Origin of the sequence: Gilliamella sp. Gris3-2, from assembly GCF_001690345.1 — a bacterium.
In the GTDB taxonomy this organism is placed as follows: Bacteria; Pseudomonadota; Gammaproteobacteria; order Enterobacterales; family Orbaceae; genus Gilliamella; species Gilliamella bombi.
In genome coordinates, this window is the sequence record NZ_LZHB01000024.1 from 50,752 (window position 1) to 74,322 (window position 23,571).

Here is a 23,571-nt window from a genome sequence, read left to right on the forward strand (position 1 = left end):
CAAACAATGGTCAATAAAAGTTTTTGGTATGCCGATTGGTCTTTCCCTATCATTTGTGGGCTATTATCTGCCGGTATTTTTGCTGGAACGCATACATTCTATGTGTACGGTATTGGTGCATTTAATGAAATTGCATTTGTTGCTATGCTCAAATCAGGAATGACCACTGGCGATTATGGCGCTGTTGCGGCTTTTGGTGCTAGTTTTTTATTTGCTCGTGTTATTGAAGGTTCCTTGGTCGGCATTTTAGATATCGGTGGTGCATTGCAAACAGGTATTGGGCTTGGTGTACCTGCGTTACTGCTAGCTGGCGGCTATACTTTACCTATTGAAAATTTTTTTGCAGCGTTAGCAACTGGATTGATATTAGGTGTGCTTATAGGCTTAATTATTATTATTATCCGTAAATTCACTGTCAATAGTGGTGGTGGTTCGACTTTTGGTGCTGATGTCATGATGGGGGCAGGTAATGCATCAGGACGATTTCTTGGTCCTATGATTATTTTATCTGCGATGGTTGCTTCAATTCCTATTGGTACCGGTTCATTATTGGGGGCGCTACTTTTTTATGTATGGAAAAAACCAATCACAGGTGGAGCTATTTTAGGTGCTATGATTTTTGGTGGTATATTTCCAATTTTATAATATTAGTTATTCCCCTCTGTAATTTATTAAATTGCAAAGAGGGGATTCGGAATAAATTATGTATGATTTAATTATAAAAAATGCCAAACAAATTGATGAATCAGTAACAGATATTGCTATTCATCATGGAAAGATTGTTGCGATTGCTAGTTCTATTACAGACCAATCTGAGCGTGTCTTAGATCTACAAAATAAGCACTATGTCAGTGCCGGATGGATTGATTCACACACCCATTGTTTTGCTCGTTCACCTATTTATCATGATGAGCCTGATTTGATCGGCGTTAAAGCTGGTGTTACCGCGGTTGTTGATGCTGGTAGCATTGGAGCTATCGATGTAGATGAGTTTTATCAATTAGCTCAGCAAGCAAGTACACATGTTTACTCTTTCTTAAATATTTCTAAAATCGGGTTATTAAGGCAAAGTGAACTGGCCGATTTACAAGATATTGATTTATCATTATTTGATACGGCATTAGCTAAGTATCCCGATTTTATTATTGGGATCAAAGTGCGAATGAGCCGTAGTGTAGTAGGTGGAAATGGCATTTTACCCTTAATTAAAGCTAAAGAAATGCAAAAAAAGAGTGGTTTACCTTTAATGATCCATGTTGGCAATAATCCTCCAGAGCTTGATGAAATTGCTGATTTGTTAACAAAAGGTGACATTATTACACATTGTTTTAATGGTAAACCCAATCAAATCTTTGATAAACAAAATAAACTGCGTGGTTCAATTAAACGAGCAATTGAACGTGGTGTGATATTGGATGTCGGTCATGGTGGTGAAAGTTTTAGTTTTTCAGTAGCAGAACGAGCTAAATGCTTAGATATTTATCCTAATACTATTAGCTCTGATATTTATTCTAAAAACCGTTTACAGGGACCAGTTTTTAGTCTGGCTAATGTGATGACAAAGTTTATCTGTCTTGGTTATAGTCGAAAAAGAATCATTGATAGTGTGACGAAAAATGTGGCACAAGTTTTGCAACTTAAAAATAAAGGTGTTTTATCGGTTGGTTATGATGCAGATTTGACTATTTTTGATATTAGACAGCAAACAGTTTCATTATTAGATTCAGAAGGTGAAGTTAGACAAAGTGATGAGCAATTTGTTCCTCTAGCCTCTATTGTTGCTGATGAGAAAAACCATTTGATACGAATTGAAATAACAGAAGAAGGTAGTAAAAATGAGCTCAGAATCTCAAACTGAAAAAGATGTTTACAGTAAATATAACCTAAAAAAGGTAATTAATGCATCAGGACGAATGACAATTTTAGGTGTTTCAACGCCAAGGCCTGAAGTGGTCGATACTGTATCCCATGGGCTAAATGAATATTTTGAAATTAAAGATTTGGTTGATAAAACCGGTCAATATATTGCTAAATTGCTTAATGTTGAAAATGCGGTGGTAGTATCATGTGCTTCTGCTGGTATTGCCCAAGCTGTTGCTGGATTAATTATTAAGGATGATCGCGATTTATTATTTAATTTACATTCATCTGACAAATATGTCCCCCGTGAAATCATTGTTCCTAAAGGTCATAATGTTAATTTTGGTGCACCAATTGGCACAATGGTTTCTTTAGGTGGAGGGATTATTGTTGAAGCTGGTTATGCCAACGAGTGTAAGCCTGAGCATATTGAATCACTAATTAATCCAGATACTGCCGCAATTTTATATATTAAGTCACATCATTGTGTACAAAAAAGTATGTTGTCGGTTGCACAAACAGCAGCAATTGCAAAAAAACATAATGTCCCATTAATTGTTGATGCAGCGGCAGAAGAAGATTTACAAACTTATTATCAGCAAGGCGCAGATTTGGTTGTTTATAGTGGTGCTAAAGCAATCGAAGGGCCAACTAGTGGTTTGGTTATTGGTCGTCATCAGGCGGTGGAATGGTTAAAACTACAATCACAAGGTATTGGCCGACCAATGAAAGTAGGAAAAGAAGGTATTTTAGGATTAACAAAAGCTATTGAACTTTATATTACTGATAAAAAGACTGAAACAGGACAGCAAATGGTGACTAAAATGACGCCATTTATTGAAAGCCTAAATACACTTGATGGAGTATCAGCCAGAGTCGTTTGGGATGGCGCAGGACGTGATATTGCGCGTGCAGAAATAACGTTTGATGCAAGTGTAATAGGTAAATCTGCAATTGAGATAGTTGACCTGATGAAAAAAGGCGAAATAGCAGTGTATTTCAGAGAATATAAAGCCAATGAAGGTAAAGTTGATGCCGATGTGCGTAGTGTAACATCAGCCCAACTCGATATTATTTACAACAAAATCAAAAATATTATTCAAGGAGCAAAATAATGCAACTGACTCCAAATTATTATAATGATCGTGTTTGTTTAAATGTTTTAGCAAATTCAATCGATAATGCAAAAGAGATTTATGAAGCGGCACAAAGTCATGTAGTTGTTGGTATCTTATCTAAAAACTATTCAGATAATGAATCGGCGATTGAGGATATGCAAAAATACGCTGCAGCTATCGATAATGCTATTTCTGTGGGGCTTGGTGCAGGTGATCCAAATCAGTCAACTATGGTGTCTGAAATTTCAGCGGTACTTCAACCACAGCATATTAACCAAGTTTTCACGGGTGTTGCGACTAGCCGAGCATTGTTAGGACAAAAACAAACAATCATTAATGGTTTAGTTTCGCCGACAGGTAAAGTTGGTTTAGTTAATATTGCAACTGGACCTTTAAGCTCAAATTCGCCAGCAGGAGTTATTCCAGTGGAAACAGCTATCGCTTTACTGAAAGATATGGGCGGCAGTTCAATAAAATATTTTCCTATGGGAGGTCTAAAACATAAAGATGAATTTGAGTATGTGGCTAAGTGTTGTGCTGAGTACGATTTCTATCTTGAGCCGACAGGTGGAATTGATTTAGATAATTATGAAGCAATTTTAAAAATTGCCTTAGATGCAGGTGTAAAAAAAATTATTCCACACATCTATAGTTCTATTATTGACAAAGCGACTGGTGCAACGCGAACCAATGATGTCAAACAACTTTTAGCTATCACACAAAAACTAGTAGGATAAATGATGTCATCTAAAGTGCTTTTCTCTTATCAGCGATTAGCGTATTTATTTGATACTATAAAAAAAGAGACACTACCTCAGCAAGAGTTAGCTAATCGCTTTTCAGTATCTACTCGCACAATTCGTACTGATGTTTCAGCACTTAACGATGTTTTACGTAGTTATGGTGCTCAAGTTGATTATACTAAAAATGTAGGATATCAACTTGTAGTAACCGATCCAGTCAGTTATGCTCAATTGCCTATTACTCAAGCAATTGAGCAAGTACCAAGAACTAGTAAAGAAAGGGTTTCGGCTTTATTGATTGCTTTTTTAACACAGTCCAATTCTGTGAAATTGGATGATATAGCTGATGAGTGGTTTTTAAGTCGCAGTACTTTACAAAATGATGTTATCGAGGTTAAACAATATTTAGATAAGTACAATTTATCTCTTGAAAATCGTCCTTATTATGGGATGTACTTAGTTGGAGAGGAGTCATCAATTCGAGCATGTTTAACTGATATATTGTGGCAACGTCATATGGCAGAAGATACTATAAACGTAAACAGGCTTCGTCAGACAATATTAAATGATATTGATTTAGATTATCTTGAAAAGATTTTACAAAATCAACTTGAACGTTTTGAACTAAAGTTAAATGCTGAAGGACAGGGATATTTGCTTTACAGTTGCGCTGTATCTATTACTCGTATTACTCAAGGTTATGAGCTGCTTGAATATCAAGTTGATCAAATTAATACAACAGTTATTAGTGCTGCACGTGAAATTTCAGAAGAGTTTTCATATTTTTTAGGCAGTGTACTTTGTGATGCGGAATTTAATTATCTATGTGTACAAATTATTTCTCGAATAATAACAGAATCCCCAAATCAAGCAAAAAGTTTGGCGTTAGTTGAGCATATATTATCTTATATTAATGATACATATCACTATAATTTATGGGATGATACTAAATTACGCCAAGATATGCTGATTCATACGTCATCAATGTTATCTAGGATAAAATATCAAATAAGAACAACCAATCCTTTATTGCATGAAATTAAACAATATTATCCATTTGCTTATGATATTACGCTTTCTGCGTTAACTAATACAGAAAAGTACACTGAATCAAAAATGACAGAGGATGAAATAAGTTATTTAGCCTTACATATTGGTGTAGCATTGGAGCGAAATTATAGTGCAGGGCATGAAAGATTTGCACAAATTCTATTAGTTAGTGAGCTCAGTAACTCAACTTTGCGTATGGTTGAATCAAAAATTAAGAGAGATTTTCCGCATATCCAAATTAATCGTACACTTTCCTATCGAGAGTATGAGCAATTAACACAAATAGAAGAGGATTTTGTTGTATCAACTGTTCGCTTAACCGAAAAAGACAAACAAATTGTCAAAATAGCACCATTTCCGACAGCTTATCAGCTTGAACAATTAGGGCGATTGGCAATGGTTGATCGAAAAATGCCTTATATTATTGAACGTTTTTTTGATGAAAAGTTCTTTATTATTATTGATAAGCCAATGACACAAAAAGAAATTTTTAAAAGTATTTGTGTAAGGCTTGAACAATCAGGATATGTTGGTGGTGATTTTTATCCATCACTTGTTGAGCGGGAAGAAATAGTCTCTACATTATTAGGTGAAAATATTGCTATTCCTCATTCAGTTGGATTGTTGGCAAAAAAAACTGTAGTTACGACTATTTTAGCGCCGCAAGGTATTGTTTGGGATAAAAATGAAGTTGCGCATGTTATTTTTTTATTAGCAATTAGCAAAGATGAATATGAAGATGCTATGCGAATATATAATTTGTTTGTAAACTTTGTCAAAGAAAAGTCTACCAAACGTTTATTAGATAGCAGAACTTTTGATGATTTTCGAGCGATTATGAAAGATAGTTTGTGTCGATTATCATAATAAATGAAAAGACCAAAATGACAACTTTTATACTGAAATATGGGTGTTTTCTGAAAAAACTTTACAAGAAAAAAATAATCATTAACAAAATGAATATTAAAGTAATAATCAACAACTAAAACAAATTATATTGTGTGATCCCATTGACGAAACCTTGATTTAAAGGTAATATGCGCGCCTTATGGCATTGTGTAGTTTTTAACTACACTAAAAAAATTTTTTTAAGGTAGTATGCATATCTTATGCAAAATAAATTACCATTTACTATTGACCCGATTAAATCGGCACAAAAACGACTTGATTATATTGGATATTATCCACTTCAAGCGGTAAATAGGGTTGATAGCCCAAAAAGTGATATTGAGTGTAGTTTGTCTTTTTATTATGATGAACAAAAACTCTGCATTATTAATATTGATGCAAAATTAACGTTAGAACAAACTTGTCAACGTTGTTTTAAACCTTTTGTCACTGAAGTTCATGTGACGAATAAATTTAGTCCTGTTAAGAGCGATGCTCAAGCAGAGACGCTACCGGAACATTATGAACCCGTTTTGATGAACGAGTTTGGTGAAGTAGATATATTAGCGTTACTTGAGGACGAAATTATTCTCTCGTTACCAATTGCGCCGGTACATGATAGTAAACACTGCGAAGTGTCAGAGGCAGATATGGTATTTGGTGAAATTCCTACTGAGAATGAAAAAACAAATCCATTTGCAATTTTAGTTAGTTTAAAGAATAAGGGGTAAATCCATGGCTGTTCAACAGAATCGTAAAACTCGTGCAAAACGTGGTATGCGTCGTTCTCATGATGCATTAACTGTTGCTAATATCTCAGTTGATGAATCAGGTAAAACACATTTGCGTCATCACGTAACCGCTGATGGTTATTATCGTGGTCGTAAAGTGATTTCTAAATAATTATTTAGTAATTAGAAATCCTCAGGTGACATTTTGGATAATCTAACCATTGCGTTAGATGCTATGAGCGGGGACTTCGGTCCTCGTATTGTTGTTCCTGCTGCAATACAAGCACTAAATAATTATCCAACTCTTTCAATTTTTCTGGTAGGGTGTCTAACAGAAATCAATCTTTTTTTGCCTAAAGAAAAAGCAAAGTTAATTACTCAATACCAACAAGAAGGTCGATTAATGTTGATAGAATCGACATCAGTAATAGCTAATGATATGAAACCTTCTTATGCAATTCGTCATAGTCAAGGATCTTCTATGAGAATTGCGCTTGAACTAGTTAAAGATAATAAGGCCCAAGCATGTGTAAGTGCCGGTAATACTGGTGCGTTAATGGGGCTGTCAAAACTACTTTTGCATTCATTGACGGGTATAGATCGTCCTGCACTCGTTGCTATAGTTCCAGCATCAAACAATCAAAATACAGTAGTATTGGATTTAGGAGCTAATGCTGAGTGTGATAGTGATATGTTAGTTCAGTTTGCGATAATGGGTGAAATTTTAGCTAAAACAGTGCTTAATATTGAATATCCTCGTGTTGCATTACTTAATATTGGTGAAGAAGACATTAAAGGTTTGGATAAAATTCGTGCGGCTTCTGCTATTTTGAAATCAAATAACAAAATTAATTATATCGGTTATTTAGAAGGTAACGAACTTTTAACGGGTAAAACCGATGTACTTGTTTGTGATGGTTTTGTGGGTAATGTAACGTTAAAAACAGTAGAAGGTTTAATAAAAATTTTTATGTCTTCTTTTAAATTATCGTTAGGTCATCATTCACTATTATTGAAATTATTGAGTAAATGGCTACAAAGGAAAATTGCAAAAAATTTTGGTTATTTAGATCCCGGACGATATAATGGCGCTTGCTTGCTTGGACTTCGAAGTATTGTGATTAAAAGTCACGGTAGTGCCAATCAAAAATCATTTTATGCAGCAATAGAACAAGCTATTTTGGCTATACAAACAAATATACCTGAGAAGATAGCAACGAGCCTTTCTTCCGCACTACCCGAGAGCGAATAATTAGATGTATACAAAGATATTAGGAACTGGGAGTTATCTTCCAAAACAGATAAGAACTAATGCAGATCTTGAAAAAATGGTTGATACCAGTGATGAATGGATCACAACGCGTACTGGTATTAAAGAAAGACGTATCGCAGAGCCAGATGAAACTGTAACGAGCATGGCTTATGAAGCTGCTATAAATGCAATTGAAATGGCCAATATCGATAAAGAAGAAATCGGTATGATTATTGTTGCAACAGCAACTTCGGGCAATGCATTTCCAAGTTCTGCAACAGAATTACAAGCTAAATTAGGTATTGGTGATGTCGTTGCTTTTGACGTGTCAGCTGCTTGTTCTGGGTTTATTTATGCGCTTGATATTGCTGACAAATATGTTAAAAGTGGTGCAATTCAAAATGCTTTAGTTGTTGGTTCTGACATGTTAACCCGTGGTGTTGATCCAAATGATCGAGGCACCATTATCATTTTTGGGGATGGTGCAGGAGCGGTTGTTGTCGGCGCATCAGAAGAACCTGGTATTATTGCTTCGCATCTCCATGCTGATGGTCGTTATGGTGATTTATTAAAATATCCATATGTTGATCGCCGTAATATGAATGATCCTGTTTATATGACAATGCATGGCAATGAAGTGTTTAAAGTGGCAGTTAAAGAGCTGTCAAATTTGGTTGACGAGCTTTTAACTGAAAACACGCTCAATAAAGCAGATTTAGATTGGTTAGTTCCGCATCAAGCTAATTTAAGAATTATTTCTGCAACCGCAAAACGCTTAGATATGGATATGAATAAAGTTATTGTCACATTAGATAAGCAGGGCAATACTTCTGCTGCTTCTGTGCCTTGTGCTTTAGATACTGGTGTAAGAGATGGACGAATTCAACGAGGTCATCTAATTTTATTAGAAGCCTTTGGTGGCGGATTTGTTTGGGGATCTGCACTAGTTAGATTTTAGTTTATGAAGTATTTTTAATGAAGGATTTAAGAATGACCAAATTTGCAATGGTATTTCCAGGACAAGGCTCTCAAGCTGTCGGTATGTTAAAAGATCTTGCTGATAATTTTCCGATTGTCAAATCAACATTTGATGAAGCTTCTGATGTGTTAGGTTATGATTTGTGGGATTTAGTACAAAAAGGCCCAGTTGAAGAACTAAATAAAACATGGCAGACACAACCAGCACTACTTGCTTCATCTGTTGCAATATTTAGAGTCTGGCAAAGTGTTAATGGTACTCAACCTGATTTTATGGCTGGTCATAGTTTAGGCGAATATTCTGCTTTAGTTTGTGCAGGCGTGATTGAGTTTAAAGATGCGATTAAATTAGTCGAATTACGCGGAAAATTAATGCAAGAAGCCGTGCCAAGCGGCACAGGTGCAATGTACGCTATTATTGGATTAGATAACGAATCAATTAGCAAAGCATGTGAACAAGCGGCTCAAGGGCAGATTGTTGCGCCAGTGAATTTTAATTCACCTGGTCAAGTAGTTATTGCTGGTAATAAGGAAGCTGTTGAACGTGCAGGCTCACTATGTAAAGATGCGGGTGCTAAGCGTGCATTACCGCTTTCTGTTAGCGTACCATCACATTGTGCGTTAATGAAGCCAGCAGCTGACAAATTAGCGACTACATTAAATGATATTGAATTTAACACACCAAAGTTTGCTGTTATCAATAATGTTGATGTTAAAGTTGAAACGTCTGCAGAAAAAATTAAAACTGCATTAATTGCTCAGCTTTACAGCCCTGTACGTTGGACTGAAACTGTTGAGTATATGGCAAAACAAGATGTAAAACTTTTAGTTGAAATGGGGCCAGGGAAAGTATTAACTGGATTAACTAAACGTATTGTTGATACACTTTCTGGTCTTGTGGTTAATGATAAAGTATCATTAGAAACGGCATTAGAAAACACAAAGTAAAATGGTAAAAGGGGTAGTTATGAACCTATCAGGAAAAATTGCTTTAGTTACGGGCGCAAGTCGTGGAATTGGTAAAGCAATTGCAGAAAAATTAGTTGCTTGTGGCGCAACTGTTATTGGTACGGCAACAACAGAAAAAGGTGCTGAAGCTATTAGCCATTACTTAGGATCAAATGGTAAAGGTCTTGCTTTAAATGTGACTGATGAAAAATCAATTGAGTCGGTTATTGGTGCAATTAAGGCTGAATTTGGTGATATTGATATTTTGGTTAATAACGCAGGTATTACTCGTGACAATTTATTAATGCGAATGAAAGAAGACGAATGGCAAGATATTTTGGATACAAATTTAACATCTGTTTTTCGCTTATCTAAAGCATTATTGCGCACAATGATGAAAAAACGCTATGGAAGAATTGTAACCATTGGCTCAGTAGTAGGCACAATGGGAAATGCCGGCCAAGCTAACTATGCTGCAGCTAAAGCTGGATTAATTGGTTTTAGTAAATCATTAGCACGTGAAGTTGCATCACGAGGTATTACTGTTAACGTGGTTGCACCTGGTTTTATCGCAACTGATATGACCAATGCATTAACCGATGAACAAAAATCTTTAACATTAGCACAAGTTCCTGCTGGACGATTAGGTGAACCAACAGAAATAGCTAATGCAGTAGCATTTTTAGTATCAGATGAAGCATCTTATATTACTGGTGAAACTTTACATGTCAATGGTGGCATGTATATGGTGTAATTGGTTAGAATAGTGTAAAATGAGCCATTATTTTAACGTTTTGAACAAAAACTAAGCAATTGGGTTGGAAAATGATTGGCATCTTTTTCAACATTTTATAAACTTACATTCACCGCCACTTTCGGCGATTTTTATAGGAAAAAAAAGAGTATGAGCACTATTGAAGAGCGAGTTAAGAAAATTATTGTTGAGCAACTTGGTGTAAAAGAGGAAGAAGTTAAAAACGAATCTTCTTTCATTGAAGATCTTGGCGCTGACTCTCTTGATACAGTTGAATTAGTTATGGCTTTAGAGGAAGAATTTGATACTGAAATTCCTGACGAAGAAGCTGAAAAAATTACAACTGTTCAATCTGCAATTGATTATATTACTGCAAATCAATAAGGTTAGTAGAGTTTTTATGATAGGCGGTCAAATGATCGCCTAGTTTGTATTTATATCTTTAATTATTAAATTAAAAACAAGTCGGTATAAATCTTTAGAAAACTCAAAATAAAATTTTTCAATGATTCAAATTTCATTTCAATCCTTTCCTGGAGGGCAATGTGTCTAAACGCAGAGTTGTTGTTACTGGAATGGGCATGATATCTCCTGTAGGTAATACAGTTGAATCCACTTGGCAAGCTTTATTAGCTGGGCAAAGTGGTGTTGAACTCATAGAGCACTTTGATACAGCCCCTTTCGCAACGCGCTTCGCAGCGATGGTTAAAAACTTTAATGGCGAAGATTATAATATTTCACGCAAAGATGCACGTAAAATGGATTATTTTATCCAATATGGCATTGCTGCAGGTATGCAGGCAATGCAAGATGCAGGCATTGAAATCACGAATGAAAACGCAGAACGAATCGGTTGTGCTATAGGTTCTGGTATTGGTGGGCTTGGGTTGATTGAAGAGAACCACAGTGCATTAGTAAATGGTGGACCACGCAAAATTAGCCCGTTTTTTGTACCATCAACAATTGTTAATATGATTGCAGGTCACTTATCTATTATTTATGGATTAAAAGGACCGAGTATTACTATTGCAACAGCTTGTTCTTCAGGTGTTCATAATATTGGTCATGCTGCACGCATGATTGCTTATGGTGATGCAGATGCGATGTTAGCGGGTGGTGGCGAAAAAGCGAGTACCCCATTGGGTATCGGTGGTTTTGGTGCAGCCCGTGCTTTATCAACTAATAACGACAATCCTAAAGCAGCAAGCCGTCCTTGGGATAAAGACCGTGATGGTTTTGTGTTGGGTGATGGTGCAGGAATCATGTTCTTAGAAGAATATGAACATGCCAAAAAACGCGGAGCTAAGATTTACGCTGAACTAGTTGGATTTGGTATGAGTGGTGATGCTTATCATATGACTTCACCTCCAGCCGATGGTAGTGGTGCGGCCTTAGCAATGAAATGTGCACTTCGTGATGCAGGTATTGCTCCAGATCAGGTTGGTTATATTAATGCTCATGGTACATCGACCCCCGCTGGTGATAAGGCTGAAACCCAAGCGGTAAAAAGTATTTTTAAAGAAAATGCTAGCAAAGTGATGGTGAGTTCAACTAAATCTATGATAGGGCATTTATTGGGTGCAGCTGGTGCAGTTGAGTCAATTTTCACTGTCCTAGCATTACGTGATCAAGCTGTTCCGCCGACAATTAATCTTGATAATCCTGATGAGGGATGTGATCTTGATTATGTTCCTCATACAGCGCGTCAGGTTAAAAATTTAGAATATGCACTTTGTAACTCTTTTGGTTTTGGCGGAACCAATGGTTCGGTCCTATTTAAAAAAATATAATTTTAATTATTTTCCCATCACTAAAAATGGTGGGAATTTATTCATCTCTTGTTAATGTGTTGTCAATAATAGTCCATTTTTATTAAGTAAAAATGTAGCGTATTCCTCATTTTTCTAACATTCTATTTGGTAAATTGAATGTTAAAGCTTGTTTTATATTTATATCAACAAATATATTTTCTCCTTGATTGAAGACGATATGTTTAGTGTATGTTCAAATTTTATTCTTATATTTTAGAAGCTTTAAATGTGGCGGATGCCTGCTGCTCATGCCATTCATAATGGCTTTACTGTATCAGAAACAACGCATGATTATTGGCTGGAGAAACAGTAGCGATAGGTACATTGGTAATATTAATCGATAGTAATTCAGATATGATTGAAACTGTATATAATTTCTGCGAATCTGTCGGTTTATCAACCATGCTGGCTGAATTTGGCTTAGCTAATACCAGTGATGAAGAGTTGATGAAAATCGTTATAAAAGTAGCAACTACAGAGGGACTACGTCGTAAATAGTTTTGCACTTTTTTAGATTAATTGTGCTAACTTTAAATGTACTCTGGTTGGTTTTTTACATCAAGAATTTTTATTTCTTTTACATTTTGTTGTAAGTTCATGTAGGTAAAGAGAATAAGAATATTCTTCTTGCTTGTGTTATAATTCAAAGCTAATTTTATCGCTTCATTTCTGGTAATTATGGCAGAACCAAAATTTATTCATCTTCATTTGCATAGTGATTTCTCTATGATTGATGGAATTGCTAAGGTAGGAGCATTAGTAAATGAAATGAGCAAGTTGCAGATGCCTGCATTTGCGATCACTGATTTTACTAATCTTTGTGGACTGGTTAAGTTTTACGGCTCAGCAATGTCAAAAGGTATTAAACCTATCATTGGTGCAGATCTCGCTATTAGAAGTTCTCAATTGCCTGATGATATTTATCATCTAACTCTGTTAGCAGCTAATAATCAGGGATATCAAAATCTTACTTTATTGATTTCTAAAGCTTATCAGCGAGGATACATTGGAGATTTGCCTGTTGTTGATAATGAGTGGTTAATTGAGCATCGAGAAGGGTTAATTGTATTAGCTGGACGAGAAAGTGATATTGGTATCGGTATCGTTCGCAATAATCAAACTATTATTGAGCATGCTATTAATTTTTACCTTGAAAATTTTAATGAGCATTTTTATTTTGAGCTAGTACGGACTAAACGAATCAATGAAGAGCTATTTATTCATAGTGCAGTAAGATTGGCTGAACAGTATCAATTACCCGTGGTTGCTTCTAATGATGTTCGTTTTTTAAAAGCTTCAGATTTTGAGGCTCACGAAATTCGTGTTGCTATTCATGATGGGAATACACTTGAAGATCCTTCCCGACCTAAAAATTACTCATCAGAGCAATATTTACGATCTGAACAGGAAATGTGTGAACTATTCTCTGATATACCAGAAGCGCTTGAAAATAGTGTTGAAATAGCAAAGCGCTGTAATGTAACCATCCGGTTAGGTGAATATTTTTTACCTAAATTTCCTACTGGTGATATGTCGACCGAAGATTTTTTGGTGCATAAATCGCGTGAAGGTTTAGAAGAAAGACTTGAGTTTTTATTTCCCGATCCAGAAGTTAGAAAACAAAGAAGACCTGAATATGATGAGCGTTTAGAAACAGAATTAACGGTTATTAATCAGATGGGTTTTCCTGGATACTTTCTAATTGTTATGGAATTTATTCAATGGTCGAAAGATAATGATATTCCCGTGGGACCTGGGCGTGGTTCAGGTGCGGGTTCACTAGTTGCGTATGCTTTAAAAATTACCGATTTAGACCCACTGGCGTTTGACTTACTTTTTGAACGATTTTTGAATCCAGAACGTGTTTCAATGCCTGATTTTGATGTCGACTTTTGTATGGAAAAGCGAGATCTAGTAATTGATCATGTTGCTGATATGTATGGTCGTGATGCAGTCTCTCAGATTATTACTTTTGGAACTATGGCGGCTAAAGCAGTAATCAGGGATGTTGGCCGAGTACTTGGACATCCTTATGGCTTTGTTGATCGGATTTCCAAATTAATTCCCTTAGATCCGGGAATGACATTGGTTAAAGCTTTTGAAGTTGAGCCTCAACTTCAGGAGTTATACGATAATAATGAAGAAATTAAATCATTAATTGATATAGCACGTCAATTAGAAGGCGTAACTAGAAATGCAGGTAAGCATGCTGGGGGGGTTGTAATTTCACCAACTAAGATTACAGATTTTTCGCCAATTTATTGCGATCCAGAAGGAAATCACCCAGTAACCCAGTTTGATAAAAATGATGTTGAATATGCAGGCCTTGTTAAATTTGACTTTTTAGGACTAAGAACATTAACCATTATTGATTGGGCAATCAAAATGATTAATGAACGTCAGTTAAGAGATGGTAATAAACCAGTCGATATTACTCGAATTCCTCTTGATGATCAGCCGTCATTTGATTTGTTATTGAAAGCTGAAACAACAGCTGTGTTCCAGCTTGAATCTCGAGGTATGAAAGACTTAATAAGGCGATTAAAACCTGACTGTTTTGAGGATATGATCGCTTTAGTTGCTTTATTTAGACCCGGTCCGTTACAATCAGGCATGGTAGACAACTTTATTGACCGTAAACATGGCAGAGAAGAAGTATCCTATCCTGATATAAAATATCAACATGAATCATTAAAACCTATCTTAGAACCAACATACGGTATTATTTTGTACCAAGAACAAGTTATGCAAATTGCTCAGACTTTGTCGGGTTATACATTAGGTGGTGCGGATTTATTACGTCGAGCTATGGGGAAGAAAAAACCTGAGGAAATGGCAAAGCAACGCTCTGTTTTTAAAGAAGGTGCCGAAAAGCAAGGTATCGATGGTGAGCTTTCCATGCGCATTTTTGATTTAGTGGAAAAATTTGCTGGTTATGGTTTTAATAAATCTCATTCAGCAGCCTATGCGCTTGTTTCTTATCAAACATTATGGTTAAAAACTCACTATCCAGCAGAATTTATGGCTGCAGTTATGACTGCCGATATGGATAATACTGATAAAATTGTCGGTTTGGTTGATGAATGCTTACGGATGGGATTAAAGGTTAATCCACCAGATATTAATAGCGGTCTTTATCACTTTCATGTGAATGATAAAGGTGAGATTGTTTATGGGATTGGGGCTATAAAGGGTGTCGGTGAAGGTCCTATTGAGGCAATTGTTGAAGCACGTAATAGTGGTGGATATTTTAAAAATATATTCGAACTTTGTGCTCGAACAGATATGAAAAAGATCAACCGTCGTGTACTTGAAAAACTTACTATGGCAGGGGCATTTGATAAATTAGGCCCTCACAGAGCAGCTATTTTGCATAGTATTAATGATGCAATGCAGGCAGCGGATCAATATGCAAAAGCTCAAGATATTGGTCAAGAAGATATGTTTGGAGTCTTAGCGGAAGAACCTGAACAAGTTGAGCATGCTTATGCTGCGGTACCTGAATTACCCGATCAAGTTTTGCTTGATGGCGAGCGTGAAGCTTTAGGACTTTATTTAACAGGGCATCCTGTAACGCAATATTTAAAAGAATTAAATCGTTATACTGGTGGATTGCGAATTAGTGAAGCATCTCCGACAGGCTGGGGAAAAACGGTCACTTTTGCTGGTATTGTTACTGATGCTAGGACTCGAATTACTAAAAAAGGTAAAAAAATTGGCTTGTTTACTTTAGATGATCGTTCAGGCCGTATTGATGGTATGCTTTTTGCAGAATCTTTGGAAAATTTTGGACATTTACTCGTAAAAGATAAGATCTTAATTGTTACAGGCCAAGTTAGTAATGATGATTTTAATGGTGGTTTTAAAATGTCAGTGCGAGATATTGTTGATCTAAAAGATGCCCGTACTAAATATGTAAAAGGACTGTCCATTACATTAACAGAAAGCGAAGCAAATCAAGCAATATTGCAACGTTTACAACAAGTTTTAGAACCTTATCGTCATGGTAGTGTGCCTGTTAGCTTATATTATCACCGGAGTGATTCGGTTGTTAGGATTCAATTCGGTACGACATGGAGGGTTATTCCAGAGGACGCTCTGATTATTGAATTAAAGACACTTATTGGTATTGATCGTATTGAATTTGAGTTTGAATAAGAAAATAAACTTGTTAATAGTAGTCTGGTTGATTAATTAAATTTATTAAATAATGTTACTTTAATTAAATGTAAGTGGTATAACATTTTGAATAGTTGAAGTCTAATAATATAAATTTAGGTGACTTCAATGAGTATTACATAGTAGAATTGGATTAATTTTATTTTAAGAATTAACCAGTATACTGTATTAGATGTGTATTTTTTTAAAATACCAAATAAATTAAGAGGCAATTACAAGCGTTATGAACAATTTTTTGGAATTTGAAAAGCCGATAGCGGAATTAGAAGCAAAAATTAATTCCTTAAAGAATATTGATTCGCAACAAGTTGAATTAGATATTAATTTAGATAAAGAGATTAAGCAATTACATAAAAAAAGTCGTGAATTAACAAAAAAAATATTTGCTAATTTAACTCCTTGGGAAATTGCGCAACTAGCTAGACATCCAAATCGTCCTTATACATTGGATTATCTGAAAGAAATTTTTACTGATTTTGATGAATTAGCTGGTGATAGGGCTTATGCCGATGACAAAGCAATTGTTGGTGGAATAGCTCGTATTGATGGAAGATCTGTGGTGGTTATTGGGCATCAAAAAGGTCGAGAAACAAAACAGAAAATTTATCGGAACTTTGGTATGCCCGCTCCAGAAGGGTATCGTAAAGCTTTACGATTAATGCAATTAGCGGAGCGTTTTAAATTACCAATTATTACTTTTATTGATACTCCAGGTGCTTATCCTGGTATTGGTGCCGAAGAGCGAGGTCAAGCAGAAGCTATTGCTCGTAATTTAAGAGAAATGTCACGTCTTAAAGTACCAACTATTTGTACAGTAATTGGAGAGGGAGGCTCTGGGGGCGCTCTTGCTATTGGGGTTGCAGATAAAGTTAATATGCTTCAATATAGTACTTATTCTGTCATATCGCCAGAAGGTTGTGCTTCGATTCTATGGAAAAGTGCCGATAAAGCACCAGTTGCAGCTGAAGCTATGAATATGACTGCAGATAAATTACTAAAATTGAATCTTATTGATTCGATTATACCTGAGCCACTGGGCGGTGCCCACCGTGATTATGCTGTTGTATCTAATTCACTCAAAACACAGTTACTTAGTGATCTTGATGAACTTGAAAGTATGGATTTATCTGTATTACTAGAAAGAAGATATCAACGCTTGATGAACTATGGCTACGTAAGGTAATTTTAAATTTGGAATATTGTAATGAAAAAATCGACAGGCTTACTACGTATCCTTAAAGCAACAAAATATTCTTTAAAAGGCTTAAAATCGGCGATCAAACATGAAGCTGCATTTCGCCAAGAGTTAATTCTATTAGTTGTGGCTTATATTGTTGTAATGCTAATTGATTTCTCTATTTATGAGCGTATTTTGCTACTTGGTTCAATTGGAGTGGTGATGATTACTGAGTTAATAAATAGTGCAATTGAGTGTGTAGTTGATCGTATTGGCTCTGAAAGGCATGATTTATCTGGCCGTGCAAAGGATTACGGCTCGGCGGCGGTATTTTTGTCGTTATTATTGACTATTATTTTGTGGATTTATCTATTTTCTTGTCATTTTTCATCATGATTTTTGATTTAAACGTAGGTTTTCCTGAAAGTTTTTGACAATAGTTTAATCGCAAAAAACTATTCTTAAACTAGAATAGGATTGGTTTTCCAATAAAAATTTATAAAAATATTATTATAATTACGCTGGAAAATAAAAATAACAACGCTTTTGTAGGAAAATACAGGGTTATTTACACTTTATGGTTAAAATAATCCTCTAAAAACTTATAAGGCGTTTTTTTCGAAATCGCTTTATGGGGTTTAATTGTATTATAATAGTTAATAAATCGTTTAATACTTTGTTTTCTATCTTTTTAATAGCCAAATATTTGCTGATTATTATACATTTCCATTAAAGATCGTATCACTTTTTTGAGCTTTCCCATTCGTTTGTGGACAGGCTAGTTTCGTGAATTTTTGATGGATACGATGGTTGTTACACGTTTTAACAAATAGCTCTTCACCTGTGCCTTGATATTCATGTCCATTCTTGGAATAAATACATTCAATGATAAAGGATATAGGGTTAACACATTGTTTGTATAAATAGTGCTAGTTAAACCGGGATTTATTGGGAGTAAATGCCTGCATAAAGCTCTTGTGAAAAATCATCAATACTGACCGACAAATAAATACTCTCGCCTCTTTTGTTTGGCTTCGTTTTTAAGTAAAGGTAAACGTTTGGTATTGTAGTATTTCCTCCCAGATAGGTTTTGTTATAGCGTTTAGCTTGTCGCCTTAATTTAACTCCAATGGACTTTCCGACTTTAACCAGACGTTTAATTTTTATATGTAAATGATGCAACTATTGGTTATCAATTATAGATTAAGTTAATTGTATAGACTGAATTACCATATCTTTATCAATACCATCTATCACTTCAGCATGACCAATTTTAGTTGGTATAACAAGCCTTAATTGCCCAGATAATACTTTTTTGTCTCGTAACATATGTGGCAGATAAGATTCAATTGACATTTTTTTTGGTCTGTTAACAGGTAGTTTAGCGCGAATTAATAAGTTCTTAATTCGTTCAATATCAGTTTGATCCAATTTACCAAGTAATTTGGCTGTTTGTGCAGCCATTAGCATACCAACACTGACAGCTTCGCCATGTAGCCAATTTCCATAGCCTAGTTCTGCTTCTATGGCATGCCCATAAGTGTGACCAAGATTTAAGATTGCTCGCATGTTTTGTTCTGTTTCGTCAGCAGCAACCACTTGTGCTTTGAGTTCACAGCAATGGTAAATACAGTAGCTTAATGCATTAACATCTAGGTTTAGTAAATCGTTGATGTGTTCTTCAAGCCAATCAAAAAATTTAGCATCTAAAATAATGCCGTATTTTATAACTTCGGCAAGTCCAGCCGAAAGCTCTCTTTGTGGTAATGTTTTTAAACAACTGAGATCAATCACTACCGACTGTGGTTGATAAAATGCGCCAATCATATTTTTACCCAGTGGGTGATTAATCGCTGTTTTACCTCCTACCGAGGAATCAACCTGTGATAGTAGCGTTGTAGGCACTTGAATAAACTTAATTCCACGTTGATAAGCTGAGGCGGCAAATCCTGCAATGTCACCAATCACACCTCCACCTAGTGCTATAAGTATACTACTGCGAGTATGATTGTTTGCCAGTAACGTTGTCAAAATGCTATTCCATGTTTCCATGGTCTTATATTTTTCACCATCAGGAACAACAACTGAATCGGTTTTTACACCATGCTTTTCAAGCATATCAATTAGTGTTTGTAAATAAAGTGGGGCTATGGTTTCATTGGTAGCAATGAGTACGCGTTGCCCTGCTTGGAGTTTAAAATGTTGAAATTCACTTAGTAGATTTTCACCAATTGTGATTGGATAACTGCGTTTAGCTAGCGCTACATTTAATGTTTTTTGCATATTAATTTCCAGACAGGTCAAAGTGGATTTATTGTTGCATGTTAGCGATAAAAAAGTGGCAGTGCAACTTAGAATCATTTAAACTTATTGATAATTTTGATTTGTGATATTAAATTTTATATGTCTTTATCTATTGTTTTAGCACAAAAAAACTGGTGTGTGGGCGACATTGAAGGGAACGTTCAGCAGATTATTGAATTGATAAATAGCCACTCCTCCGATGATCTCATTATTTTTTCAGAACTTGCTTTATGCGGTTATCCACCTGAAGATTTAATTTTTCGTTCTGATTTTAAAGCTCGTTGCCAAAAAGCATTATCGTTAATTCAACAAGTGAGTCGGCACTGTGCAGTTATTGTTGGACATCCACATTGGCAAGATCAAAATATTTATAATGCCCTTTCATTTTTTTATGATGGCGAATTGTTAGCTCGCTATCATAAACAGCGATTACCTAATTATGATGTATTTGATGAAAAGCGTTACTTTACGGCTGACAATCAAACTTGCGTAGTTGATTTTAAAGGTAAAAGGATTGGTTTACTAATTTGTGAAGATCTTTGGCAATTTGAGCCAGTTGATAATATCCATAAGGCTCAGGCTGATTTTGTTGTGGCTATTAACGCTTCGCCTTATGACTGCGACAAGCAGAAAAATCGTCGAGAGTTAGTTAAACAGCATGTTAAACGAACAGGTTTACCTTTCATTTATGTTAATCAAGTGGGTGGTCAAGACGAGCTGGTGTTTGATGGCGGATCATTTGTTTGTAATGAGCTTGGTGAAATTGTTTGTCAGCTAAAATCATTTGAAGAGCAAGTTTCTTCTTTTGAATATGGTGTAAATCATCAGGCGATAATTGATAATAATGGAAATGATCAATTAGCTTCAGTTTATGATGCATTGGTACTTGCAACTCGCGATTATGTTACTAAAAATGGCTTTCAAGGTGCAGTATTAGGGCTTTCTGGAGGGATTGATTCAGCTTTAACCCTTGCTATTGCAGTTGATGCGCTAGGAAAAGATAAAGTGCAGGCAGTGATGATGCCATTTCGTTATACAGCCGATATTAGTATTGCTGATGCCAAAGAAGAAGCTGAAATATTAGGGGTTGAATTTGATATTATTTCGATTGAGCCAATGTTTGATGCGTTTATGGCATCGTTAAGTCCAATGTTTGTTGGTACGCCAAAAGATACTACTGAAGAAAATCTTCAAGCACGTTGTCGTGGTGTTGTTTTAATGGCACTATCAAATAAACGGCGCAGGCTGGTGCTGACAACGGGTAATAAAAGTGAAATGTCGGTAGGTTATGCAACTCTTTATGGCGATATGGCTGGTGGGTTTGATGTTCTGAAAGATGTGCCTAAAACCATGGTTTTTGCATTGTCAAAATATCGGAATACTCGTTCTTATGTTATTCCTGAAAGAGTGATCACTCGCCCTCCATCAGCAGAGTTGGCTCCAGATCAAAAAGATGAAGACAGTTTACCGCCTTATGATATTTTAGATGGAATTTTGAAAGGTTATGTCGAACTTGATCTTTCCGTTGAACAACTTATTGCGCAAGGTTATGATGAAGCAACTGTAAGGCGTGTTATTAAATTGGTTGATATAAATGAGTATAAACGTCGCCAATCAGCGGTCGGTCCGAAAATAACAGCTCGTAACTTTGGCAAAGGTCGCCGTTATCCTATTACTTCTGCTTTTGGATTTAAAAATTGGTGATCTTGAATTAAAGGTAAATTAAATATGAAAAAGATTGAAGCTATTATTAAACCATTTAAATTAGATGATATTCGAGAGGCACTTGCTGATCAAGGTATTACAGGTATGACAGTTACTGAAGTTAAAGGTTTTGGTCGTCAAAAGGGGCATACTGAACTTTATCGCGGTGCGGAATATATGGTTGATTTTCTGCCGAAGGTGAAAATTGAACTTATTGTGTCTGATGATATTTTAGAAATGTGTATTGAGACTATTATGAAGACAGCACAAACCGGTAAAATTGGTGATGGCAAAATTTTTGTTTATAACGTTGAACAAGTCATTCGTATTCGAACTGGCGAAATGGATGAATCTGCGATTTAGTTTAAATTACTGAATGTCAGGTCGTTCTTGTTTGAGTAGCTCAGAAGTCACAATACCTTGGATCGAACAAATAAGAAGGTTCATATTTGGGCTTTTTTCGAGTAATAGCAGTTTTTCGGTGGTATCTGGAGCTGGAATGGTTTTAACACCGACAACAGTTCCGGTATTTTTATGCCAAGTTTGGAGATCGTCATTAATATTACGAATCTTTGGATTTGCGATATACAGTAGGTTATCTTCCATATTTTTCCAATCTACAAAATTCAAAGCATCTTTGATTTGATTAATATCATTATCGATTATAAATCCCCAGAAATAATATTTTCCCATTTTGCCAAGATCCATGGCACTATCATAATAGCCAATGATTGTTAGGTTTTTATAAGTCATAGGAGTTTTGAAATAAACGTAGTTTTTAGTTATATCAGAGCGATTTTCAATAACAATATTGGCTTGATTTTTATTAAAAACTTTTATATTAGTATATTTTTCTAGTTCATTTTTATTGCTATAAACTTCTTTAAAAAAATCAGAGTTGCAAAGCATTAACGAATCAATCAATGGCACTTTATCGGCTGATGCGATAAAAGAATAAAATATAAAAAATAGAGTAATGATGTTTTTTATCATATTGATTCGATTAGGCAAAATTTAGGTACCAAAATTAATGACCCCGTGATTGTATAATTATTACGACAGAATAACAATGTTAAAGCTATTTTCTTTTTTTCTAACTATTTAGCTTTGTCTTTCTTTGCTAAAACTCTTTACAAAAATTAATTTAATTTCACAAAAATATAATTTATCAAGTAATAATGTATTTTATATTTATATATGGAATGCAGATCGCATATTTATGTATTAATTTAGAAATAGTTTGAATATAAAATAACTATAATTTAGATTAACTATTAAGTTACTTCAGTTACTCAATAAAGTTTAGATGGAAATTAATTATGTGCTCAACATTTGCAAATCGAATTTTAACAGAGCTTTCTGACGTTGAAGATATTTCAATTAAAACGTTTTTTGGAGGATTTAGTGTTAATAGTAAAGATATAATGTTTGGTTGGGTTACCCAAAAAAGCTTTTATTTAAGAGGGCATCCAGATTATCGTTCACTTTTTATTGATTTGGGTATGCAGCCATTAAGTATAACGACAGGCATGTCTACTAAATTACTTGATTATTATAAGGTAGGTAATGAACTTTTTAAGGATCATGAAAGACTGTTTTCTATGGTACAGATGGTGATAAAGTATACTAAAAAAGAGCAATATGAAAAAAACGAAATCAAAGCAAAACGGATAAAAGAGTTGCCAAATATGACTTTGTCGTTAGAAAGGTTATTGTGTAGTGTCGGAATTAAAGATGTTGATACCTTTCAAAAGGTAGGTTATTTGAACGCATATTATAAAATAAAACAAAAAAAAGAAGCCATTTCCATTAATATATTGTTTGTTTTATATAGTTCTTTACATCGTTTTCATGTTGCAACTTTGTCCAAGGAGACTAAAAAAGAAATTGAACTTGAATATCAATGTTTTTTAAACCAGATGGATAATGACTCATATAAAGAATAATTTTGACTGGCTATGTTGATCAAAGTACTTATAATAATATCACCATAATAATAACAGCTATCTAAAAATGCTTTACGATGAAGTATAATTACATTTTTAGATAATTTTTTATGGTTGATATTATTTAT

Annotated in this window: 22 protein-coding genes; 20 read left to right on the forward strand and 2 right to left on the reverse strand. The window is 35.0% G+C overall.

All coding sequences use genetic code 11. The features are described from left to right. Positions 1–6: 6 nt before the first annotated feature. From A9G32_RS04425 to A9G32_RS04505, 17 genes are all read left to right on the forward strand, one after another. Positions 7–645, forward strand: a complete 639-nt coding sequence (locus A9G32_RS04425; RefSeq protein WP_065589668.1) for a DUF4310 family protein — start codon at positions 7–9, stop codon at positions 643–645. Positions 646–703: 58 nt separating this feature from the next. After that, positions 704–1,858 (forward strand): amidohydrolase/deacetylase family metallohydrolase, encoded by a 1,155-nt coding sequence (locus A9G32_RS04430; protein ID WP_065589633.1) that lies wholly within the window; start codon positions 704–706, stop codon positions 1,856–1,858. Beyond that, complete coding sequence (locus tag A9G32_RS04435; protein WP_065589632.1) at positions 1,836–2,975, forward strand: DgaE family pyridoxal phosphate-dependent ammonia lyase; 1,140 nt, start codon at positions 1,836–1,838, stop codon at positions 2,973–2,975. Before A9G32_RS04430 ends, A9G32_RS04435 begins: the two co-directional genes overlap by 23 nt. After that, positions 2,975–3,715: a 2-dehydro-3-deoxy-phosphogluconate aldolase gene (dagF, locus tag A9G32_RS04440; RefSeq protein WP_065589631.1), complete on the forward strand. Its 741-nt coding sequence runs from the start codon at positions 2,975–2,977 to the stop codon at positions 3,713–3,715. The genes A9G32_RS04435 and dagF overlap by 1 nt, the downstream gene beginning before the upstream one ends. Before the next feature lie 3 nt (positions 3,716–3,718). Then, positions 3,719–5,638 carry a BglG family transcription antiterminator gene (locus A9G32_RS04445; RefSeq protein WP_065589630.1) on the forward strand — a complete coding sequence of 640 codons (1,920 nt, stop codon included), beginning with the start codon at positions 3,719–3,721 and terminating at the stop codon, positions 5,636–5,638. 242 nt (positions 5,639–5,880) lie between these two features. Beyond that, complete coding sequence (gene yceD, locus A9G32_RS04450) at positions 5,881–6,390, forward strand: 23S rRNA accumulation protein YceD (protein ID WP_065561382.1); 510 nt, start codon at positions 5,881–5,883, stop codon at positions 6,388–6,390. A gap of 4 nt (positions 6,391–6,394) precedes the next feature. Continuing rightward, positions 6,395–6,562 (forward strand): 50S ribosomal protein L32, encoded by a 168-nt coding sequence (gene rpmF / locus A9G32_RS04455; RefSeq protein ID WP_025316508.1) that lies wholly within the window; start codon positions 6,395–6,397, stop codon positions 6,560–6,562. Positions 6,563–6,595: 33 nt separating this feature from the next. Continuing rightward, positions 6,596–7,642 (forward strand): phosphate acyltransferase PlsX, encoded by a 1,047-nt coding sequence (gene plsX, locus A9G32_RS04460; RefSeq protein ID WP_065589629.1) that lies wholly within the window; start codon positions 6,596–6,598, stop codon positions 7,640–7,642. Between the two features lie 4 nt (positions 7,643–7,646). After that, positions 7,647–8,600: a beta-ketoacyl-ACP synthase III gene (locus A9G32_RS04465; RefSeq protein ID WP_065589628.1), complete on the forward strand. Its 954-nt coding sequence runs from the start codon at positions 7,647–7,649 to the stop codon at positions 8,598–8,600. 32 nt (positions 8,601–8,632) lie between these two features. Further along, entirely contained in the window at positions 8,633–9,568 is a 936-nt protein-coding gene (fabD, locus tag A9G32_RS04470) for an ACP S-malonyltransferase (protein WP_065589627.1), read from the forward strand. A 19-nt stretch (positions 9,569–9,587) separates the two neighbouring features. After that, positions 9,588–10,322 (forward strand): 3-oxoacyl-ACP reductase FabG, encoded by a 735-nt coding sequence (gene fabG, locus A9G32_RS04475; RefSeq protein WP_065589626.1) that lies wholly within the window; start codon positions 9,588–9,590, stop codon positions 10,320–10,322. Positions 10,323–10,472: 150 nt separating this feature from the next. Continuing rightward, entirely contained in the window at positions 10,473–10,706 is a 234-nt protein-coding gene (gene acpP / locus A9G32_RS04480; RefSeq protein WP_034910452.1) for an acyl carrier protein, read from the forward strand. A 161-nt stretch (positions 10,707–10,867) separates the two neighbouring features. Beyond that, complete coding sequence (gene fabF / locus A9G32_RS04485) at positions 10,868–12,112, forward strand: beta-ketoacyl-ACP synthase II (protein WP_034910454.1); 1,245 nt, start codon at positions 10,868–10,870, stop codon at positions 12,110–12,112. Between the two features lie 345 nt (positions 12,113–12,457). Beyond that, positions 12,458–12,631: a hypothetical protein gene (locus tag A9G32_RS12980; RefSeq protein WP_176701317.1), complete on the forward strand. Its 174-nt coding sequence runs from the start codon at positions 12,458–12,460 to the stop codon at positions 12,629–12,631. A gap of 180 nt (positions 12,632–12,811) precedes the next feature. Then, positions 12,812–16,291 carry a DNA polymerase III subunit alpha gene (dnaE, locus tag A9G32_RS04495; protein ID WP_065589624.1) on the forward strand — a complete coding sequence of 1,160 codons (3,480 nt, stop codon included), beginning with the start codon at positions 12,812–12,814 and terminating at the stop codon, positions 16,289–16,291. 244 nt (positions 16,292–16,535) lie between these two features. Then, a complete protein-coding gene (gene accA / locus A9G32_RS04500) occupies positions 16,536–17,495 on the forward strand; it encodes an acetyl-CoA carboxylase carboxyl transferase subunit alpha (RefSeq protein WP_034910462.1) in 960 nt (319 codons plus the stop codon). A gap of 21 nt (positions 17,496–17,516) precedes the next feature. Beyond that, on the forward strand, positions 17,517–17,885 hold the full coding sequence (locus A9G32_RS04505) for a diacylglycerol kinase (protein WP_034910464.1): 369 nt from the start codon (positions 17,517–17,519) through the stop codon (positions 17,883–17,885). Positions 17,886–18,692: 807 nt separating this feature from the next. On the opposite strand, the gene aroB is transcribed toward A9G32_RS04505, so the two are convergent. Further along, positions 18,693–19,772 carry a 3-dehydroquinate synthase gene (gene aroB / locus A9G32_RS04510; protein WP_034910466.1) on the reverse strand — a complete coding sequence of 360 codons (1,080 nt, stop codon included), beginning with the start codon at positions 19,770–19,772 and terminating at the stop codon, positions 18,693–18,695. A gap of 120 nt (positions 19,773–19,892) precedes the next feature. On the opposite strand from aroB, the gene A9G32_RS04515 reads away from it, so the two are divergent. Both A9G32_RS04515 and glnB read left to right on the forward strand, forming a co-directional pair. Next, positions 19,893–21,497 carry an NAD+ synthase gene (locus A9G32_RS04515; RefSeq protein WP_065589667.1) on the forward strand — a complete coding sequence of 535 codons (1,605 nt, stop codon included), beginning with the start codon at positions 19,893–19,895 and terminating at the stop codon, positions 21,495–21,497. 24 nt (positions 21,498–21,521) lie between these two features. After that, positions 21,522–21,860: a nitrogen regulatory protein P-II gene (glnB, locus tag A9G32_RS04520; RefSeq protein WP_034910467.1), complete on the forward strand. Its 339-nt coding sequence runs from the start codon at positions 21,522–21,524 to the stop codon at positions 21,858–21,860. 6 nt (positions 21,861–21,866) lie between these two features. On the opposite strand, the gene A9G32_RS04525 is transcribed toward glnB, so the two are convergent. Continuing rightward, positions 21,867–22,490 (reverse strand): hypothetical protein, encoded by a 624-nt coding sequence (locus A9G32_RS04525; RefSeq protein ID WP_051634156.1) that lies wholly within the window; start codon positions 22,488–22,490, stop codon positions 21,867–21,869. Positions 22,491–22,816: 326 nt separating this feature from the next. Here A9G32_RS04525 and A9G32_RS04530 point away from each other — a divergent pair, with 326 nt between their 5' ends. Continuing rightward, positions 22,817–23,443 carry a TfoX/Sxy family DNA transformation protein gene (locus tag A9G32_RS04530; RefSeq protein ID WP_065589623.1) on the forward strand — a complete coding sequence of 209 codons (627 nt, stop codon included), beginning with the start codon at positions 22,817–22,819 and terminating at the stop codon, positions 23,441–23,443. Positions 23,444–23,571: the final 128 nt, after the last annotated feature.

Bases quoted from the DNA above. Each gene is read 5' to 3' on its own strand.
- A9G32_RS04425 (WP_065589668.1), top strand. From the start codon at position 7: ATGGTCAATAAAAGTTTTTGGTATGCCGATTGGTCTTTCCCTATCATT.
- A9G32_RS04430 (WP_065589633.1), top strand. From the start codon at position 704: ATGTATGATTTAATTATAAAAAATGCCAAACAAATTGATGAATCAGTA.
- A9G32_RS04435 (WP_065589632.1), top strand. From the start codon at position 1,836: ATGAGCTCAGAATCTCAAACTGAAAAAGATGTTTACAGTAAATATAAC.
- dagF (WP_065589631.1), top strand. From the start codon at position 2,975: ATGCAACTGACTCCAAATTATTATAATGATCGTGTTTGTTTAAATGTT.
- A9G32_RS04445 (WP_065589630.1), top strand. From the start codon at position 3,719: ATGTCATCTAAAGTGCTTTTCTCTTATCAGCGATTAGCGTATTTATTT.
- yceD (WP_065561382.1), top strand. From the start codon at position 5,881: ATGCAAAATAAATTACCATTTACTATTGACCCGATTAAATCGGCACAA.
- rpmF (WP_025316508.1), top strand. From the start codon at position 6,395: ATGGCTGTTCAACAGAATCGTAAAACTCGTGCAAAACGTGGTATGCGT.
- A9G32_RS04465 (WP_065589628.1), top strand. From the start codon at position 7,647: ATGTATACAAAGATATTAGGAACTGGGAGTTATCTTCCAAAACAGATA.
- fabD (WP_065589627.1), top strand. From the start codon at position 8,633: ATGACCAAATTTGCAATGGTATTTCCAGGACAAGGCTCTCAAGCTGTC.
- fabG (WP_065589626.1), top strand. From the start codon at position 9,588: ATGAACCTATCAGGAAAAATTGCTTTAGTTACGGGCGCAAGTCGTGGA.
- acpP (WP_034910452.1), top strand. From the start codon at position 10,473: ATGAGCACTATTGAAGAGCGAGTTAAGAAAATTATTGTTGAGCAACTT.
- dnaE (WP_065589624.1), top strand. From the start codon at position 12,812: ATGGCAGAACCAAAATTTATTCATCTTCATTTGCATAGTGATTTCTCT.
- accA (WP_034910462.1), top strand. From the start codon at position 16,536: ATGAACAATTTTTTGGAATTTGAAAAGCCGATAGCGGAATTAGAAGCA.
- A9G32_RS04505 (WP_034910464.1), top strand. From the start codon at position 17,517: ATGAAAAAATCGACAGGCTTACTACGTATCCTTAAAGCAACAAAATAT.
- aroB (WP_034910466.1), bottom strand. From the start codon at position 19,772: ATGCAAAAAACATTAAATGTAGCGCTAGCTAAACGCAGTTATCCAATC.
- A9G32_RS04515 (WP_065589667.1), top strand. From the start codon at position 19,893: ATGTCTTTATCTATTGTTTTAGCACAAAAAAACTGGTGTGTGGGCGAC.
- glnB (WP_034910467.1), top strand. From the start codon at position 21,522: ATGAAAAAGATTGAAGCTATTATTAAACCATTTAAATTAGATGATATT.
- A9G32_RS04525 (WP_051634156.1), bottom strand. From the start codon at position 22,490: ATGATAAAAAACATCATTACTCTATTTTTTATATTTTATTCTTTTATC.
- A9G32_RS04530 (WP_065589623.1), top strand. From the start codon at position 22,817: ATGTGCTCAACATTTGCAAATCGAATTTTAACAGAGCTTTCTGACGTT.